12 protein-coding genes and 1 pseudogene are annotated in these 15,051 nt (G+C 72.5%); 6 read left to right on the top strand and 7 right to left on the bottom strand.

All coding sequences use genetic code 11. The features are described from left to right. The 3 genes and pseudogenes from M878_RS47035 to M878_RS55005 form a co-directional block, all read left to right on the top strand. Nucleotides 1-198, top strand: a pseudogene (locus M878_RS47035) (hypothetical protein); the annotation flags it as partial. An 83-nt stretch (nucleotides 199-281) separates the two neighbouring features. Continuing rightward, a complete protein-coding gene (locus M878_RS55010) occupies nucleotides 282-2,366 on the top strand; it encodes a SpoIIE family protein phosphatase (RefSeq protein WP_031224127.1) in 2,085 nt (694 codons plus the stop codon). Nucleotides 2,367-2,415: 49 nt separating this feature from the next. Further along, entirely contained in the window at nucleotides 2,416-3,279 is an 864-nt protein-coding gene (locus M878_RS55005) for an Fpg/Nei family DNA glycosylase (protein WP_023545030.1), read from the top strand. A gap of 54 nt (nucleotides 3,280-3,333) precedes the next feature. Here the strand turns inward: M878_RS55005 and M878_RS55000 are convergent, their stop codons facing one another. The 3 genes from M878_RS55000 to M878_RS54990 form a co-directional block, all read right to left on the bottom strand. Then, entirely contained in the window at nucleotides 3,334-3,990 is a 657-nt protein-coding gene (locus M878_RS55000; protein ID WP_023545029.1) for a zf-HC2 domain-containing protein, read from the bottom strand. Nucleotides 3,991-4,152: 162 nt separating this feature from the next. Then, nucleotides 4,153-4,668 carry a hypothetical protein gene (locus tag M878_RS54995; RefSeq protein ID WP_023545028.1) on the bottom strand — a complete coding sequence of 172 codons (516 nt, stop codon included), beginning with the start codon at nucleotides 4,666-4,668 and terminating at the stop codon, nucleotides 4,153-4,155. A 152-nt stretch (nucleotides 4,669-4,820) separates the two neighbouring features. Continuing rightward, on the bottom strand, nucleotides 4,821-5,390 hold the full coding sequence (locus tag M878_RS54990; RefSeq protein WP_023545027.1) for a sigma-70 family RNA polymerase sigma factor: 570 nt from the start codon (nucleotides 5,388-5,390) through the stop codon (nucleotides 4,821-4,823). A gap of 228 nt (nucleotides 5,391-5,618) precedes the next feature. On the opposite strand from M878_RS54990, the gene M878_RS54985 reads away from it, so the two are divergent. After that, entirely contained in the window at nucleotides 5,619-6,770 is a 1,152-nt protein-coding gene (locus tag M878_RS54985) for a CapA family protein (RefSeq protein WP_023545026.1), read from the top strand. A 10-nt stretch (nucleotides 6,771-6,780) separates the two neighbouring features. On the opposite strand, the gene M878_RS54980 is transcribed toward M878_RS54985, so the two are convergent. Both M878_RS54980 and M878_RS54975 read right to left on the bottom strand, forming a co-directional pair. Next, on the bottom strand, nucleotides 6,781-8,205 hold the full coding sequence (locus tag M878_RS54980; RefSeq protein WP_023545025.1) for an amino acid permease: 1,425 nt from the start codon (nucleotides 8,203-8,205) through the stop codon (nucleotides 6,781-6,783). 69 nt (nucleotides 8,206-8,274) lie between these two features. Beyond that, nucleotides 8,275-9,204: a LysR family transcriptional regulator gene (locus M878_RS54975; protein WP_023545024.1), complete on the bottom strand. Its 930-nt coding sequence runs from the start codon at nucleotides 9,202-9,204 to the stop codon at nucleotides 8,275-8,277. A gap of 108 nt (nucleotides 9,205-9,312) precedes the next feature. Between M878_RS54975 and M878_RS54970 the strand changes: the two genes are divergently transcribed. Beyond that, on the top strand, nucleotides 9,313-10,554 hold the full coding sequence (locus M878_RS54970) for an MFS transporter (protein ID WP_023545023.1): 1,242 nt from the start codon (nucleotides 9,313-9,315) through the stop codon (nucleotides 10,552-10,554). Here M878_RS54970 and M878_RS54965 read toward each other — a convergent pair. Then, entirely contained in the window at nucleotides 10,490-10,969 is a 480-nt protein-coding gene (locus M878_RS54965) for a universal stress protein (RefSeq protein ID WP_023545022.1), read from the bottom strand. The two genes, M878_RS54970 and M878_RS54965, sit on opposite strands and share 65 nt — an antisense overlap. A gap of 144 nt (nucleotides 10,970-11,113) precedes the next feature. Between M878_RS54965 and lysX the strand changes: the two genes are divergently transcribed. Continuing rightward, complete coding sequence (lysX, locus tag M878_RS54960; RefSeq protein WP_023545021.1) at nucleotides 11,114-14,392, top strand: bifunctional lysylphosphatidylglycerol synthetase/lysine--tRNA ligase LysX; 3,279 nt, start codon at nucleotides 11,114-11,116, stop codon at nucleotides 14,390-14,392. A gap of 44 nt (nucleotides 14,393-14,436) precedes the next feature. On the opposite strand, the gene M878_RS54955 is transcribed toward lysX, so the two are convergent. After that, the coding region (locus M878_RS54955; RefSeq protein WP_023545020.1) for an MFS transporter at nucleotides 14,437-15,051 on the bottom strand (615 nt) is incomplete at its 5' end.

Raw genomic sequence — 15,051 nt, 5'->3', positions numbered from 1 at the left:
ACCACCACGCTCCCCGGTACGGCCGACCCGTGGAGCCCGCCCTCCCTCGGCCTCACCCCGGATCCGCCCGACGCCCCGGACTCGCCGTACGGGATCGGCTCGCTCGACGGGGTCGGCCCGCCCGGCACCGACCTGCCTGGCGGCGGACTGATCCCGTACGGCACCCCGGACACCCTCACGGCCCTCCCCGGCGGCTGACCCCCGGCACCGGCCGCCGCACGCCCGCGATCCCATCGGACGACCAGGTCGAAGAATCCGGTGAATCCTGGCAAGGTGGGCCCATGGCAGATCGGGGAGCGAGTGCCATGTCACTCCCGGAGGACTGGCCCGCCCACCCGGACCCGATCCTGGCGCTCAACCGCATGGGCACCTTCGACTGGGACCTGGACACGGGCCTGTTCCACATGGACGCCCAGGCGTACCGGGTGTTCGACCTGCTGCCCGAGGAATACGACGGACGCCCCGAGTCCCTGATCGTCCGGGTGCCGCAGCCCGAGGCGGCCCGGCTGGACGCGCTCGTGGCCCGGGCCATCAAGGACGGCAGCGAGAACTACGGCACCTACTTCCGCATCCGCCGCCGCGACGGCACCCCGCGCTGGACCCACACCCAGGGCTACATCCGCCGGGACGGCACCGGCCGCCCGCGCCGGGTCGTCGGCATCGTCCGCGACGCCACCGAGGAACTCGCCGACAGTGGGACACGCAGCCTGCGGGCCGCCCAGGACGAGGCGTTCCGCCAGCAGACCAACATCGTCCAGGTCGTCTCGGCGGCCCTCGCCCACGCCCGTACCGTCCGGGACGTCATCGACATCCTCAAGGACACCCACGGCATCCGCCGCCTCGGCGCGACCAGCCTGGTGATGGGCCTGGTGGAGGCGGGCCGGATCCGCGTCGTCGCCGAGGCCCCCGTGGGCAGCTTCGTGCCCGCGGGCAGCCAGGTGAACCGCATCGACGAGCCGTACCCGATGAGCGAGGTCGTCCGCACGCTCGTGCCGCGCTTCATCGAGTCCCCCGAGGAGTTCGCCGACGGCTACCCGATCCTGTGGCCGCACCTGACCGACCTGCACATCACCTCGGCCGCCTATCTGCCGCTGATCGCCCAGGCCCGTCCGATCGGCGCGATGGGGCTGCTCTACAGCGACCGGCGCGGCTTCTCCGCCGAGGAACGCGCCGTGCTGGTCGCGCTGGGCAGCAGCATCGCGCAGAGCCTGCAGCGGGCCATGCTCTACGAGCAGGAGAAGGACCTCGCCGAGGGCCTGCAGCAGGCCATGCTGCCCCGCACCATCCCGAGTGTCCGCGGCGCCGACATCGCCGTCCGCTACCGCGCGGCCACCGTCGGGGGCACCCGGGGCCGGGACATCGGCGGCGACTGGTACGATCTGATCCCGCTGCCCGGCGGCCGGGTCGGCGCGGTCATCGGCGACGTCCAGGGTCACGACACCCACGCCGCCGCCGTCATGGGCCAGCTGCGGATCGTGCTGCGCGCCTACGCCGCCGAGGGCCACACCCCGGCCACCGTGATGGCCCGTGCCTCCGTCTTCCTGCACGAACTCGACACCGACCGCTTCGCCACCTGCCTGTACGCCGAGGCCGACCTGTCCACCGGAGTCGTGCAGGCGGTCCGTGCCGGGCACATCGATCCGCTGATCCGGCACAGCGACGGCACCTGCTGCCGGATCCCGGTCGAGGGCGGGCTGCCGCTCGGTCTGTCCGCCGAGTTCAGCCGGCTGGAGTACCCGGTCTCCACCCTCGAACTCGACCCCGGACAGACCTTGCTGCTGTGCACCGACGGGCTGGTCGAACAGCCCGGCACCGACCTCGACGACGGCATGCGGCGTCTGACGGCACTCGTCGCCGACGGCCCCGAGGACGTGCGCGAGCTTGCCGACCGGCTGATCCAGCTGGCCGAGGAGCGGGGCGGCGACGACGACGTGGCGCTGCTCCTGCTGCGCCGCCGCGCCCCGGAGACCGCGCGGACCGGCGGCCGCCTGCAGCAGCACGTCGTCCCCGGTGACCCCGAGGCCCTCACCCACGCCCGGCACATGATCCGCGCCGCCGTCCGCTCCTGGGGCGCCGCCGACCGCGCCGACGAGATCGAGCTGGTCGCCGACGAGCTGATCACCAACGCGCTGTTGCACACCGAGGGCTCCGCGATCGTGACCCTGCGGGCGCTGGACGACGGCGAGCGAAGGCTGCGGATCGAGGTCGAGGACTCCTCCACCGCCCTGCCCCGGCGCCGTGAGGCGGGCGAGGACGGCGTCTCCGGCCGGGGCCTGCTCCTGGTGGACCGGCTCGCCGACGTATGGGGCGTGGAGGCGCGCGGCGGCGGCAAGGCCGTGTGGTGCGAGTTCCGTCGCGACGGCTGATCGGGCTCACCGTGGGGGAGGTGTCAGTACCGGGTGGCACTCTGGACCTATGCCGGAACTGCCCGAGGTAGAAGCGCTGAAGGACTTCCTCACCGAGCACCTGGTCGGCCGCCGGGTGGCACGGGTGCTGCCGGTCGCCATCAGCGTCCTGAAGACGTACGACCCTCCGGTCACCGCCTTCGAGGGCGGCGAGGTGACGGCCGTGCTGCGGCACGGCAAGTTCCTGGACCTGGCGGCGGACAGCGGGCTGCACCTGGTGACCCACCTGGCCCGCGCCGGCTGGCTGCAGTGGAAGGACCGGCTGCCGGACGGCCCGCCCAAGCCGGGCAAGGGCCCGCTCGCACTGCGCGTGGCGCTGGAGACAGGCGAAGGCTTCGACCTCACCGAGGCCGGCACCCAGAAACGCCTCGCGGTGTACGTCGTCCGCGACCCCCAGCAGATCGAGGGCATCGCCCGGCTCGGCCCGGACCCGCTCGCCGCCGACTTCGACGAGGACCGCTTCGCGGCCCTGCTCAAGGACGAGAGACGTCAGCTGAAGGGCGCGCTGCGCGACCAGTCCCTGATCGCGGGCGTCGGCAACGCCTACAGCGACGAGATCCTGCACGCCGCGAAGATGTCCCCGTTCAAGCTCGCCGCCTCCCTGACCCCGGACGAGACCCACCGGCTCTACGCGGCGTTGCGCACCACGCTCACCGAGGCGGTCGACCGCTCCCGCGGTGTGGCCGCCGGCCGGCTGAAGGCCGAGAAGAAGAGCGGTCTGCGTGTCCACGGCCGCACCGGCGAGCCCTGCCCGGTGTGCGGCGACACCATCCGCGAGGTCTCCTTCAGCGACTCCTCGCTGCAGTACTGCCCGACCTGCCAGACGGGCGGCAAGCCCCTGGCGGACCGCAGACTGTCCCGCCTGCTGAAGTGAGACCGGCCGACGACGTGAGACCGCCGACGTGAGACCTACGACGCCTCGTGAGACCTACGACGCCTCGACGGACACCAGGCGCTGCCCCTCCTCGGTGCGCACCTCGTAGCGGTCGATCTGGTCGGGTCGCATCGTGGAGGACCCGAGCGCGGTGAAGGTGCCGGTGTCGTGGCCGCGTTCGGTCCAGGTGCCGACAACCTGTTCGGAGCCGTCACGGCCCACGACCAAGAGCCGGCACCGGTGCGGGCCGGTGCCGTCCTTCACCCGCAGCAGCAGCCGGCTGCCCGTGTCCCCGCCGTCGGCCGTGACCTCGGCCCACACCCCGGTCTGCGGATCCGTCGCCGCGGTGACGTGCGCGGCCGCCGGCTCCTGGTGGCCGGCGAAGGCCACGATCCCCGGACCGGCGACGGCCAGCACCACCGAGGCGGCCAGCCCGTACAGGAAGCGGCGGCGGCGCACCCGCTGCCGGCGCGCGACCTCGCCGAGCAGCCGGTCCAGCAGCCGGGGACCGGGCTGTGCCAGGGGATGCACAAAGCGCGGCGTGGCCCGGCGGTACAGCATCAACTGCCGTGTGGCCGACCCGAATTCGGTCACCTGTGCCGCGCACTGCGGGCACTCCATGAGGTGGTCCTCGAAGCGGAAGGCCTCCGCCTCGTCCAGCACGCCGAGCGCGTACGCGCCGACGTCGCGATGCCTTTCCAGGGACCTCATGCCGAATCCTCGTGCCGATGGGTGCGGGTGGGGTTACTCCGTGCACCCATCCGTACGCAGCCGACAGCCGAATCACTCAAGCCACCACAGAATCCCGGAGAGGAGATTCGGAGCGGCGCGGCCCGCGGATTGGTCGGATTTCGAGAAACCTCGGGAAAGACCTCAGAAGAGGTGGATCGCGAGGTGCCCGAGGGGCAGTCCCAGCCGCCAGGCCGGTGTCCACACCTTCGGCCCGTCGTCCTCTCCGGCCGGCGCACCGCCGCCCGGCACCGCGTCCAGGTCCGGCGCGAGCAGCTCGGTCTCCTCCAGCCAGCGCCAGGCGTCCGCCGCCAGGGCCAGATCGGGGCAGCGGGTGCCGGACCGCTCGGCCGCGTCGGCCAGCTCGGCCATGCGCTCGCGCACCCAGTCCCGCCACGGCTGGTCGTAGGCGGTCAGCGACAGCCAGTGCTCCAGCTGGGAGATCACCCGGATCCCGGACAGCTCCCCGTCGGTGTCGGACAGGAAGACGGTGAGCGCCAGGGCGTCCCGGCCGGCCCGGAACTCGAAAGACGTCGGCGGCATCAGATCGCCCGTGCGCAGCAGCTCGTCGGCGATGTACTCGGCGTACAACCAGGCCATGGGGACGGCCAGTTCACCGCCGCCGGTGCCGTCCGTGCTCTCGTGCCCTCTGTGCAGCATCCCTTCCTGCCCTTCCTCCGGTACGTACCCGTCGCCCCGACCCCGTCGGAGCGCAGCCCTGGCCCTCGCCCGGAACGCGGATGAGGACAGCCCATTGCCCGAACGGGGGCCACAGCAAGGCGCTTTGCGAGAGCTTTGCTCTGCGGCCGGTTTCAGTGCAGGTCGGCCGCATAACCCGGAAGGACCCGGCGCAGCGCGCGCAGCGCGTAAAACGCGCGGGACTTCACGGTACCGGGTGGAACGCCCAGGGTCTGCGCCGCTTCCGCCACACTGGCCCCGAGGAAATACACGAGTACCAGGACGTCACGGTGTTCCGGCGTGAGTGTCTTCACAGCCTCCCGGACATCGAGCATCGCGGCGGCCCGTTCGGCGTGATCCGCGGTCACCCGCGCGGTCTCGGGAATCTCGTCGCCGGTCTCCGGCGGCCGTGCCTGCCGGGCCCGCCGGGCGTCGATCGCGAGCCGCCGGGCGACCGTCAGCAGCCAGGGCCGTACGGAGTCGAAGTCGTCGGCGTGCAGCGCCTCGGGATGCTGCCAGGCGCGCACCAGGGTCTCCTGGACGAGGTCCTCGGCACGCTGCCGGTCTCCGTCGCAGAGTCTGAGCAACAGGGTGAAGAGGGGGCCGCCGTGCTCGCGCTGGAGCGCGGCGAGTTCGTGTTCGGCGGTCGTCGTCCGGTGGGTCGGTGTCACGGTCCCGTGGATGAGTGAGGTTCCGGCCGTCATGGCCGTATGGCAGCACAGGGCGCGGCCGGGGAACAGAGCGCGCGCACGGGTCCGCACAGGACGCTCGATCGCGTCGGTGAACCGTCGCGCAGACGTCCGGGCGAACGGCTTGGCACGGCACCGGATGGGCTAAGGACAACGGCCAGGCTGTTTATCTGATGAGCCAGGTTCGTACTCATATGCCCGTGACGGCTTTGTCGGGTAATACGACATTCCTGGGGTGAGCTGATGATCGGACGCAGACAACAGGTGGCCCTGGCCCTCACCGTCGTCCTCGCGGCCGCGGCCGCCTGCCAGAACCATGAGCGGGGGGACTCCGGGCACGCGGCCCCGTCCGGTCCCCCCGCCCGCGGCTTCACCCTCGTCGCCTCCGGTGACGTCCTGCCGCACACCTCCGTCATCGACCGGGCGGCCTACGACTCCGGCGAGGGCGGCTACGACTTCCGGCCCATGCTCTCCGGCGTCCAACCGGTCGTCGCCCGCGCCGATCTGGCGCTGTGTCACATGGAGACCGTCTACGGCGCCGACGGCGAGTACTCCGGCTACCCCGCCTTCAAGTCACCGCCACAGATCGCCCAGGGCCTCGTCGCGACCGGCTACGACGGCTGCTCCACCGCCTCCAACCACTCCCTGGACGACGGCGCCGACGGTATCCGCCGCACCCTGGACGCCATGGACCAGGCCGGCCTCCGCCACGCCGGCACCGCCCGCAGCGAGGCCGAGGCCCGCTCGGTCACCATCCTGCAGGCCGGCCCCGCCAAGGTCGCGCACCTGGCGTACACCTTCGGCACCAACAGCACCGCGGTGCCCTCCGGCCGGCCCTGGGCCGTGAACCTGATCGACGAGCGGCGGATGATCGCCGACGCCCGCGCCGCCCGGAAGGCCGGCGCCGACGTGGTCGTGGTCTCGGTGCAGTGGGGCACCGAATGGCAGGACGCGCCGGACAAGCTGCAGCTCGGCCTCGCCCAGCGCCTCACCGCCGCCGCCACCGACGGCCGCCCGGACATCGACCTGATCCTCGGCACCCACGCCCATGTCCCGCAGGCGTACGAGAAGGTCAACGGCACCTGGGTGATCTACGGCATGGGCGACCAGATCGCCGGCGCGATGTACAACGCCCAGGGCGTCCGGGACGGGCGCGGCAACGAGTCCACGATCGGCCGCTTCACCTTCGCCCCGCCCGCGCGGCAGGGCGCACGCTGGCGGGTCACCAAGGCCGAGTTCATCCCGCAGCTGTACGACCTCGACGCCGGCCGGGTCGTGGACGTCAACCGGGCCATCGCCGACGGCGCCGCCGCCCTTGACGGGGTGCGCGACCGCATCCGGGACGTGGTGCTCAGCCGCGGCGCCGCCAAGGACGGCCTGGTCATGGGGGAGTGATCAGCCCGAGCTATTCCGCGGGCTGCCGTCCGGCCAGCGCCGAGCGCTTGTAGGAGTAGCCGAAGTAGACCGCGCAGCCGATCACGAACCACACCGCGAACCGGACCCAGGTCTCCCACATCAGGAACGTGATCAGCCAGATCGAGAAGACGACACCCAGCGCCGGCACGACGGGCATCCACGGTGTACGGAAGGTGCGCGGCAGCTCCGGACGCCGGTAGCGCAGCACGATCACCGCGGTGCACACCACCACGAACGCCAGCAGGATGCCGATGTTGGTCAGTTCGGCCGCCGAGCCGATCGGGACGAACCCGGCGATGGCGGCCGACGCCACCCCGACGATCCACGTCACGCGGGTCGGCACATGGCGGGTCGGGTGCGTCTTCGCGAACCAGCTGGGCAGCAGTCCGTCACGGGACATGGAGAACCAGACACGGGTCACGCCGAGCATGAACGTGAACATCACCGTGAGGATGCCGATGATCGCGCCCACCGCGATGACGTCCGCGAGCCGGTCCAGGCCCACCGACTTGAAGGCGGTGGAGAAGCCGCTCTTGGGGTCGATGTGCCGGTAGTTCTGCATGCCCGTCAGCACCAGACAGGCCGCCACGTACAGCACCATGGAGATCACCAGCGAGTAGATGATCGCCTTCGGCATGTGCCGCTGGGCGTCCCTGGACTCCTCGGCCGCCGTCGACATGGCGTCGTAGCCGAACACCGCGAAGAACACGGTGGCCGCGCCGGTGAAGGCGCCGCCGACGCCGTACGGGAAGAACGGATGGTAGTTCGCCGTGTCGATGTGGAACACGCCGACCCCGATCACCATCAGCACCACCAGGACCTTCAGCGCCACCACGAGGGTCTCGAAGCGGGCCGCGCTGCGGATGCCCAGGTTCAGCAGCCAGGCGATCAGCAGACACAGGATCACCGCGAACAGATCGACCCGGTGCCCGTCCCCGGTGCCCGGCGCCCCCAGCATCCAGTGCGGCAGTTTCGCGCCCATCTCCTGGACCAGGAAGCCGAAATAGCCGGAGATGCCGATCGCGACGACCGCCACGATCGCGGTGTACTCCAGCAGCAGGTCCCAGCCGATGAACCAGCCCGCGAACTCGCCGAGCACCGCGTAGCCGTAGGTGTACGCCGACCCCGCCTTCGGGATCAGCCCGGCGAACTCGGCGTACGACAGCGCCGCACAGGCGCTCGCCACACCGGCGATCAGGAACGACACCAGCACCGCGGGTCCGGCCGTGCCGTTGGCCACCGTGCCGGCCAGCGTGAAGATGCCCGCGCCGATGATGCCGCCCACCCCGATCGCGGTGAGCTGCCACAGGCCCAGCGACCGGTCCAGCCGGACGCCCTCGTGGACCTCCGTGTCCTCGATGTGCTCGATGGGTTTGCGGCGGAGAATGCCTTCACCCGCGCGGAGCCTTTCCATGAGCCTCACCTCTTCGCCGACGGCAAACGGCTGACGGCGGATCATGATGGCTCAGCCGGGAACTTGACGCTAGACGCCACGCACGGCCCAGGCCGGTGTCCAGGTCCGGGCGGCGGGGCGGGCCGGGCGGCGGGCGGCGAGATGGGTGCGCAGCGCGGCGAGCCCCGGGTGGGTGTTGGCTGCGGCCCAGACCAGGGAGTGCGGATACACCGGCGTCGGATCGGTGAGCGGGATGCGCCGCAGGTCGTGTCCGGCGGGCCAGACCAGCCGGGTCTGCTCGCCGACGAAGGTGGCGAGCTCGGCGGAGTCAGCGACCGCGTCGAGCAGCGGCTCGGTGCCGAAATTGGGGCCGACCGAGTCGATGGTCAGCCCGAACTCGGCGGCCAGAGAACCGTAGTAGTCGGCCCACTCGGTGCCGTCCACGAGGCCCGGCATCCAGATCCGGTACCCGGCCAGCTGCACCGGCGTCACCGACCGGGCCCCGGCGAGCGGATGCCCCGGACCGGTCAGCAGTTGGACCGGCTCGTCCAGCACCCGGGCAGCTCGCAGGCCCTCGGGCGGTTTGGTGGTGACCGCGCGGACGGTCGCGTCGATCGTGCCGGAGCGTACGGCGGCCACGGCCGTGGCGGCGTCGAAGAGCGTCACGATGTCCAGGTCCGTGCCGGGCTCGGCCTCGTGGAACGCGCGCAGCAGCCCGGCGGGGGCCAGCCGGGCCCCGAGCACGTCGACCCTGAGCGCCCGCCGGCCCGGCCGTACCGAGGCCGCGGCCCGCTCCTCGGCCAGCAGCAGCTCCCGGGCGTGCGGGAGGAACGCCTGCCCGTCGATGGTCGGCACCGTGCCGCGCGGGGTCCGGGTGAACAGCCGCACCCCCAGCTCCTTCTCCAGGGCCGCGATCCGCTTCGAGACGGCCTGCTGGGTGACGCCGAGGACGTCCGCGGCGTCCTGGAACTGCCCGGCGTCCACCACGGTGACGAAGGTGCGCACGGCCTTGAGGTCCACGCCGTCAGCCTACCGGCACAACCAATGGTTGTGGCTGCCTTCCCTCCGGTTGTTTGATCCGGGCGCGGCCTGCCGGTTTTCATGTCGCGGGTCAACGGGAGGTTGTGGATGAAGCTGGGCCGGCAGTTCGGATGGCTGTGGGGGGCGTATGCGGTCAGCACCTTCGGCACCTGGCTCGCCTTCGACGCCTTCGCGATGATCGCGGTCCTTGTGCTGCACGCCGGCTCCGCCGAGGTGTCCCTGCTCGCCTCCGCCGGCGTGGCGGTCGGCGCGGTGGCCGCCGTACCGCTCGGGCCGTGGGTGGAGTTCCGGCGCAAGCGGCCGGTGATGATCACCGCCGACCTCGTGCGCTGCGCCGCTCTGCTCACCCTGCCCGTCGCCTACGCGCTCGGCGTGCTCGGGTTCGCGCAGCTGCTGGCGGTCTCCGTGACCGTCGCGGCGGCCGACATCACCTTCACCGCCGCCTCCGGCGCCCATCTCAAGGCCCTCGTGCCGCCCGCGGACCGGCTCACCGCCACCAGCCGGTTCGAGTCGACCACCTGGACCGCCGCCGTGCTCGGCCCGCCGCTCGGCGGCGCCGCGATCGCCCTGGTCGGACCCGTGACGACCGTGATCGCGGACGCCGTCAGCTATGTGCTCTCCGCCCTGGGCATCCGCGCCATCGGACCCGGCGAGCCCCAGCCGGAGCGCACCGCCGCACCCCGCGCCGGTGACCTCCTCGACGGCTGGCGGCACCTGCTCACCAGCCCGGCCCTGCGCCCCTTGTTCTTCAACGCGCTCGCCAACAACGCCCTGATCATGGCCGTCTCGCCGGTGCTCTCGGTACTCATGCTCGGGCACCTCGGCTTCGCGCCCTGGCAGTACGGCCTCGCCTTCGCCGTGCCCTGCCTCGGCGGACTGCTCGGCTCCCGGCTGGCCCGCCCGCTCGCCACCCGCTACGGCCGACGCCGGGTCCTGCTCACTACCGGCGTGCTGCGCGCCCTCTGGTCCATCGGGCTCGCCTTCGTCCGCCCCGGCGTGCCCGGACTGCTGGTGGTGATGGTGACCGAGGCAGGGCTGATCACCTGCAACGGCGTGTTCAGCCCCGTACTCGCCGCCGAGCGCCTCGATCTCACGCCCTCCGACCGCGTGGCCCGTACCCTCGCCGCCTGGTCGGTCACCGGCAAGGCCACGACCGCCGCCGTGACCGCCCTGTGGGGCCTGCTGGCCGCCCTCACGAGCCCGCGCACCGCGATCGCCACGGCCGGGATCCTGCTGCTCGCGACCCCGCTGCTGCTGCGGCGCCCTACGGAACGACCGTCACCGGCCAGCGTCCCGCCTTCACCAGTCGGACCGCCACCGAGCCGATGATCCGGTGCCCGGCCTGCTCCGAGGCGCCCACGACCACCGCGTCCGCCTTCAGCTCGTCGGCCGCCTTGACCAGGCCGTTGTAGGGGTCGCCGCGGAAGGTGTGGAACTCCCAGCGCACCTCGAATATCCCCTTGACCCGCTCGGCCGCCTCCCGGATGTAGGTCACCAGGTCCTCGGCGATCTCGTCGGTCGTCTCCGCCACCGGCGCCCCGAGCGCTGCCCCGGCCGCCAGTACCGGCTGCACGTAGACCACGGCCAGCAGCGCGTGCTGTCGCCGGGCGAGCCCGCCCGCGTACGCCGCGGCACGCAGCGAGGAGTCGGAGCCGTCCACCCCGACGACGATGACCTTCGGCCCGTCCGTACCCCGCTCGAACCGTGCATGCGAGGGGGTGTGCTGCTCGTGCTGTTCCGTCACGGCCCGAGGCTATCGGAATCGACGGTTCCTTCGGAGGTGCGGGGCCGTTCCGCACCGCGGGACCAGGCCTCCACCGCAGCCGGGGACCGGCCCGGGGGCCGTCTCGACGGGCGAGCCGGGCGCCCCCTTCCTACAGTCGACAACATGACCGCCAGCGCGGAGCCCGTCGCCCGGAGGGACCCCACGGCCCCGGCCGGCCCGCCCACGAGCGGGCGGCTCGGCTGGGTGCCCGAGGCCTTCGCGACACTCTTCGGCGCGCTCGGCCTGCTGTGCGCCCTGCTCGCGCTCATCGAACCGCTGCGCCGGGTGTTCCGCCCGGTCGCCCGCACCCTCGACCAGCTGCTGGTGCCCATCAGCGCCAACCTGGCCTACGCCGTCTTCCTGTTCCTGCTGGCCGGCGCCATCGCCGCCCGCAAGAAGGTCGCCTGGTGGCTGGTCGTCGTCTATCTCGGCCTGCTCGTCCTCACCGACGCGCTCGGCCTGACCCTGGGCCTGTACGCCCAGTCGGTGCCGTCCTTCGTGCTGTGCGGCCTGCTGCTGCTCCTGCTCGTCGCGGCCCGCAAGGAGTTCTACGCCGCCTCCCGCCGCGGCGCTCTGTGGCGGGCCATCGGCGTCCTGCTGGCCGGGCTCGCCGTTGCCATCCTGCTCGGCTGGGGCCTGGTACTGCTGTTCCCGGGCACGCTGCCGGCGAACGAGCATCTGGTCTGGGCGGCCGACCGGGTGCTCGGCGGACTGTTCCCGCCCAGCTCCTTCACCGGCCGCCCGCCCCGCAAGGTGACCTTCCTGCTCGGTCTGCTCGGCGCTCTCGCCCTGCTCAACGCGGCCGCCGCGCTGTTCCGTTCCCAGCGCCTGGAAGCCGCCCTGCACGGCGACGAGGAGGCCCGCATCCGCGCCCTCCTCGCGGCCTACGGCGCACGGGACTCCCTCGGCTACTTCGCCACCCGCCGCGACAAGGCCGTCGTCTTCTCGCCCAGCGGCAAGGCCGCCGTCACCTACCGCGTCGAGGCCGGCGTCTGCCTCGCCAGCGGCGACCCCGTCGGCGACCCCGAGGCCTGGCCGCACGCCATCGCCGCCTGGCTGGACCACGCCCGCCGCTACGCCTGGGTGCCCGCCGTGATGGGCGCCTCCGAGGACGGCGCCCGCGCCTACGCCCGCGCCGGGCTCGGCGCCCTGGAGCTCGGCGACGAGGCGATCGTGTACGTGGCCGCCTTCGACCTGGACGGCCGCGACATGCGGGTGACCCGGCAGGCCGTGCACCGCGTCCGGCGCACCGGCGCCACCTGCCGCATCCGCCGCCACGCCCATCTCACCGAACACGAGATGGAGGAGATCGTCGACAAGGCGGACGCCTGGCGCGACACCGAGACCGAGCGCGGCTTCTCGATGGCCCTGGACCGGCTCGGCGACCCCGCCGACGGCGACTGTCTGCTCGTGGAGGCGCTCGGCGAGGACGGGAGCCTGCTCGCCCTGCTCTCCTTCGTGCCCTGGGGCCGCGACGGCATCTCGCTGGACCTGATGCGCCGTGACCGGGCCGCGCCCAACGGGGTCATGGAGTTCATGGTCGCCGACCTGTGCGCCGCCGCCCCCAAGCTGGGCGTCCGCCGCATCTCGCTGAACTTCGCCGTCTTCCGCTCCGTCTTCGAGGAGGGCGCCCGCATCGGCGCCGGACCCGTCCTCAGGCTCTGGCGCCGCCTGCTGCTGTTCTTCTCCCGCTGGTGGCAACTGGAGGCCCTGTACCGCTCCAACGCCAAATACCACCCGGAGTGGTACCCGCGGTTCATCTGCTACGGCGAGACCGCCTCCCTCGCCCGCATCAGCCTGGCCTCCGGCATCGCCGAAGGCTTCGTCTCCGTACCGTCGTTGCGCAAACTCTGGGGAAAGGGGCACCCGAAGACGGGGCAGCAGCCCGCCACCGCCCACGGGCTGCCGCCCCTGACGGCGCTCGGCCTCGACGGAGGGGACCAGGCCGGGCCCGTCGCCCCGGACGCGGGCCTGCCCGAACAGGTCCGCGTCCGGCACCACAAGCTCGACACACTCCGCGCCACCGGCACCGACCCCTACCCGGTCGGAGTCCCCGCCCCCACCCACGCCCTCGCCGACGTGCCCCCCGGCACGGACGTCACCGTGGCCGGACGGCTCATGCTGGTCCGTGACTTCGGCGGCATCGTCTTCGCCGTGCTGCGCGACTGGTCCGGCGATCACCAGATCGCCCTCACCCGCAGCGGCGCCGGGGCCGCCCTCGACCGCTTCACGACCGGCTGCGACATCGGCGACCACATCACCGCCACCGGCCACGCCGGCCGCAGCGACAAGGGCGAGCCCACCGTCTTCGTCACCTCCTGGCAGCTCACCGGCAAATGCCTGCACCCGCTGCCCGACAAACGCCGCGGCCTCACCGACCCCGAGACGCGGGTCCGCCGCCGCTACCTCGACCTCGTCACCAGCCCCGCCGCGCGCACCGTGATCCGGGCCCGCTCCACCGCCGTACAGGCCCTGCGCCAGGGCCTGCTGGACCGCGGCTTCGTCGAGGTCGAGACCCCGATGCTGCAGCAGATCCACGGCGGCGCCAACGCCCGCCCCTTCACCACTCACATCAACGCCTACGACCTCGACCTGTATCTGCGCATCGCCCCCGAGCTGTATCTGAAGCGGCTGTGCGTCGGCGGCCTGGAGAAGGTCTTCGAACTGGGCCGCACCTTCCGCAACGAGGGCGTCTCCTACAAGCACAACCCCGAGTTCACGATGCTGGAGGCCTACCAGGCGTACGCCGACTACGACGTCATGCTCGACCTCACCCGCGAGCTGATCCAGGGGGCAGCGACCGCCGCCTTCGGCTCCCCCGTGGCCCGCAAGGAGGGGCAGGAGTACGACATCTCCGGGCCGTGGCCGGTCAAGACGGTCTACGGGGCGCTGTCCGAGGTGCTGGGGGAGGAGATCGGCCCAGGCTCCGAACTGCTGCGCCTGCACCGGCTGTGCGACCGGGCCGGGGTGCCGTACACCGCCGACGACGGGCCCGGGGACATCGTCCTGGAGATGTACGAGCGGCTGGTCGAGGAACGCACCCAACTCCCCACCTTCTACAAGGACTTCCCGACCGACGTCGCCCCCCTGACCCGGCAGCACCGCACCGACCCGCGGCTCGCCGAACGCTGGGACCTCGTCGCCTTCGGTACGGAACTCGGCACCGCCTACTCCGAGTTGACCGACCCCCTGGAACAACGGCGGCGGCTCACCGAGCAGTCGCTGCGAGCCGCCGGCGGCGACCCGGAGGCCATGGAGCTGGACGAGGAGTTCCTGGAAGCGCTGGAGTACGCGATGCCCCCGACCGGCGGCCTCGGCATCGGCGTCGACCGGCTCGTGATGTTCCTCACCGGCCTGACGATCCGGGAGACCCTCCCGTTCCCGCTGGTGCGCCGCCGCTGAGGCCCGGCTCTCCGGCACCCGCCGGGGCAGGGTCAGCAGGGCGATCACCGCGGCGGTCGGACACCGCGCCGTATCGGGTTCGAAGCAGTCGCGGAACGCGCCCGGAGGAAGGCCCGGAACTCCGTCCCGCCGGCGAGTACGGGGGCGTCCGCCCGCTGCTGGGCCACTGAGACGATCCCGGCGAACAGCGACGCGCCCAGACCGGCGCCGAGCTGCCGGGAGGAGTTCAGGCCCCGGGGCAGCGCATCGCTCCCGGACCGTGCGAAACCCACGGGCAGCGCGAGCACACCGCAGCCGAACGCGATCAGCAACAGCGGCGGCAACGCGTCCGTGAACCGGTAGCCCGCGCCCGGACGGCTCAGCAGGACGAACCCGACGGCCGACACGACACAGGCCCCGGCGGCCGCGACACCGAGACCGACGCGCGCGGCGAGGCCGGGCAGAACCAGGCAGCCCAGCACCACCCCGGCGACGGCGGGCAGCAGCGCCCAGCCGACCTCCATCGGAGAGAGGGCACCGAGGAGCTGCAAGGCGATCATGAGGACAAGCACGCCACCGGACAGACCCGCCGCCGGCAGCGCCACCACCGTGGAGGCGCCGAACGCGGCCCGCTCCCGGTGCAGCCGGGCCAGCAGCTCCGGCACGGCCTCGCCCGGCCG

The sequence above is a fragment of the Streptomyces roseochromogenus subsp. oscitans DS 12.976 genome (assembly GCF_000497445.1).
GTDB classification, from domain to species: domain Bacteria; phylum Actinomycetota; class Actinomycetes; order Streptomycetales; family Streptomycetaceae; genus Streptomyces; species Streptomyces oscitans.
This window is presented reverse-complemented; position numbering and strand designations above follow the sequence as displayed.

Bases quoted from the DNA above. Each gene is read 5' to 3' on its own strand.
- M878_RS55010 (WP_031224127.1), top strand. From the start codon at position 282: ATGGCAGATCGGGGAGCGAGTGCCATGTCACTCCCGGAGGACTGGCCC.
- M878_RS55005 (WP_023545030.1), top strand. From the start codon at position 2,416: ATGCCGGAACTGCCCGAGGTAGAAGCGCTGAAGGACTTCCTCACCGAG.
- M878_RS55000 (WP_023545029.1), bottom strand. From the start codon at position 3,990: ATGAGGTCCCTGGAAAGGCATCGCGACGTCGGCGCGTACGCGCTCGGC.
- M878_RS54995 (WP_023545028.1), bottom strand. From the start codon at position 4,668: ATGCTGCACAGAGGGCACGAGAGCACGGACGGCACCGGCGGCGGTGAA.
- M878_RS54990 (WP_023545027.1), bottom strand. From the start codon at position 5,390: ATGACGGCCGGAACCTCACTCATCCACGGGACCGTGACACCGACCCAC.
- M878_RS54985 (WP_023545026.1), top strand. From the start codon at position 5,619: ATGATCGGACGCAGACAACAGGTGGCCCTGGCCCTCACCGTCGTCCTC.
- M878_RS54980 (WP_023545025.1), bottom strand. From the start codon at position 8,205: ATGGAAAGGCTCCGCGCGGGTGAAGGCATTCTCCGCCGCAAACCCATC.
- M878_RS54970 (WP_023545023.1), top strand. From the start codon at position 9,313: ATGAAGCTGGGCCGGCAGTTCGGATGGCTGTGGGGGGCGTATGCGGTC.
- lysX (WP_023545021.1), top strand. From the start codon at position 11,114: ATGACCGCCAGCGCGGAGCCCGTCGCCCGGAGGGACCCCACGGCCCCG.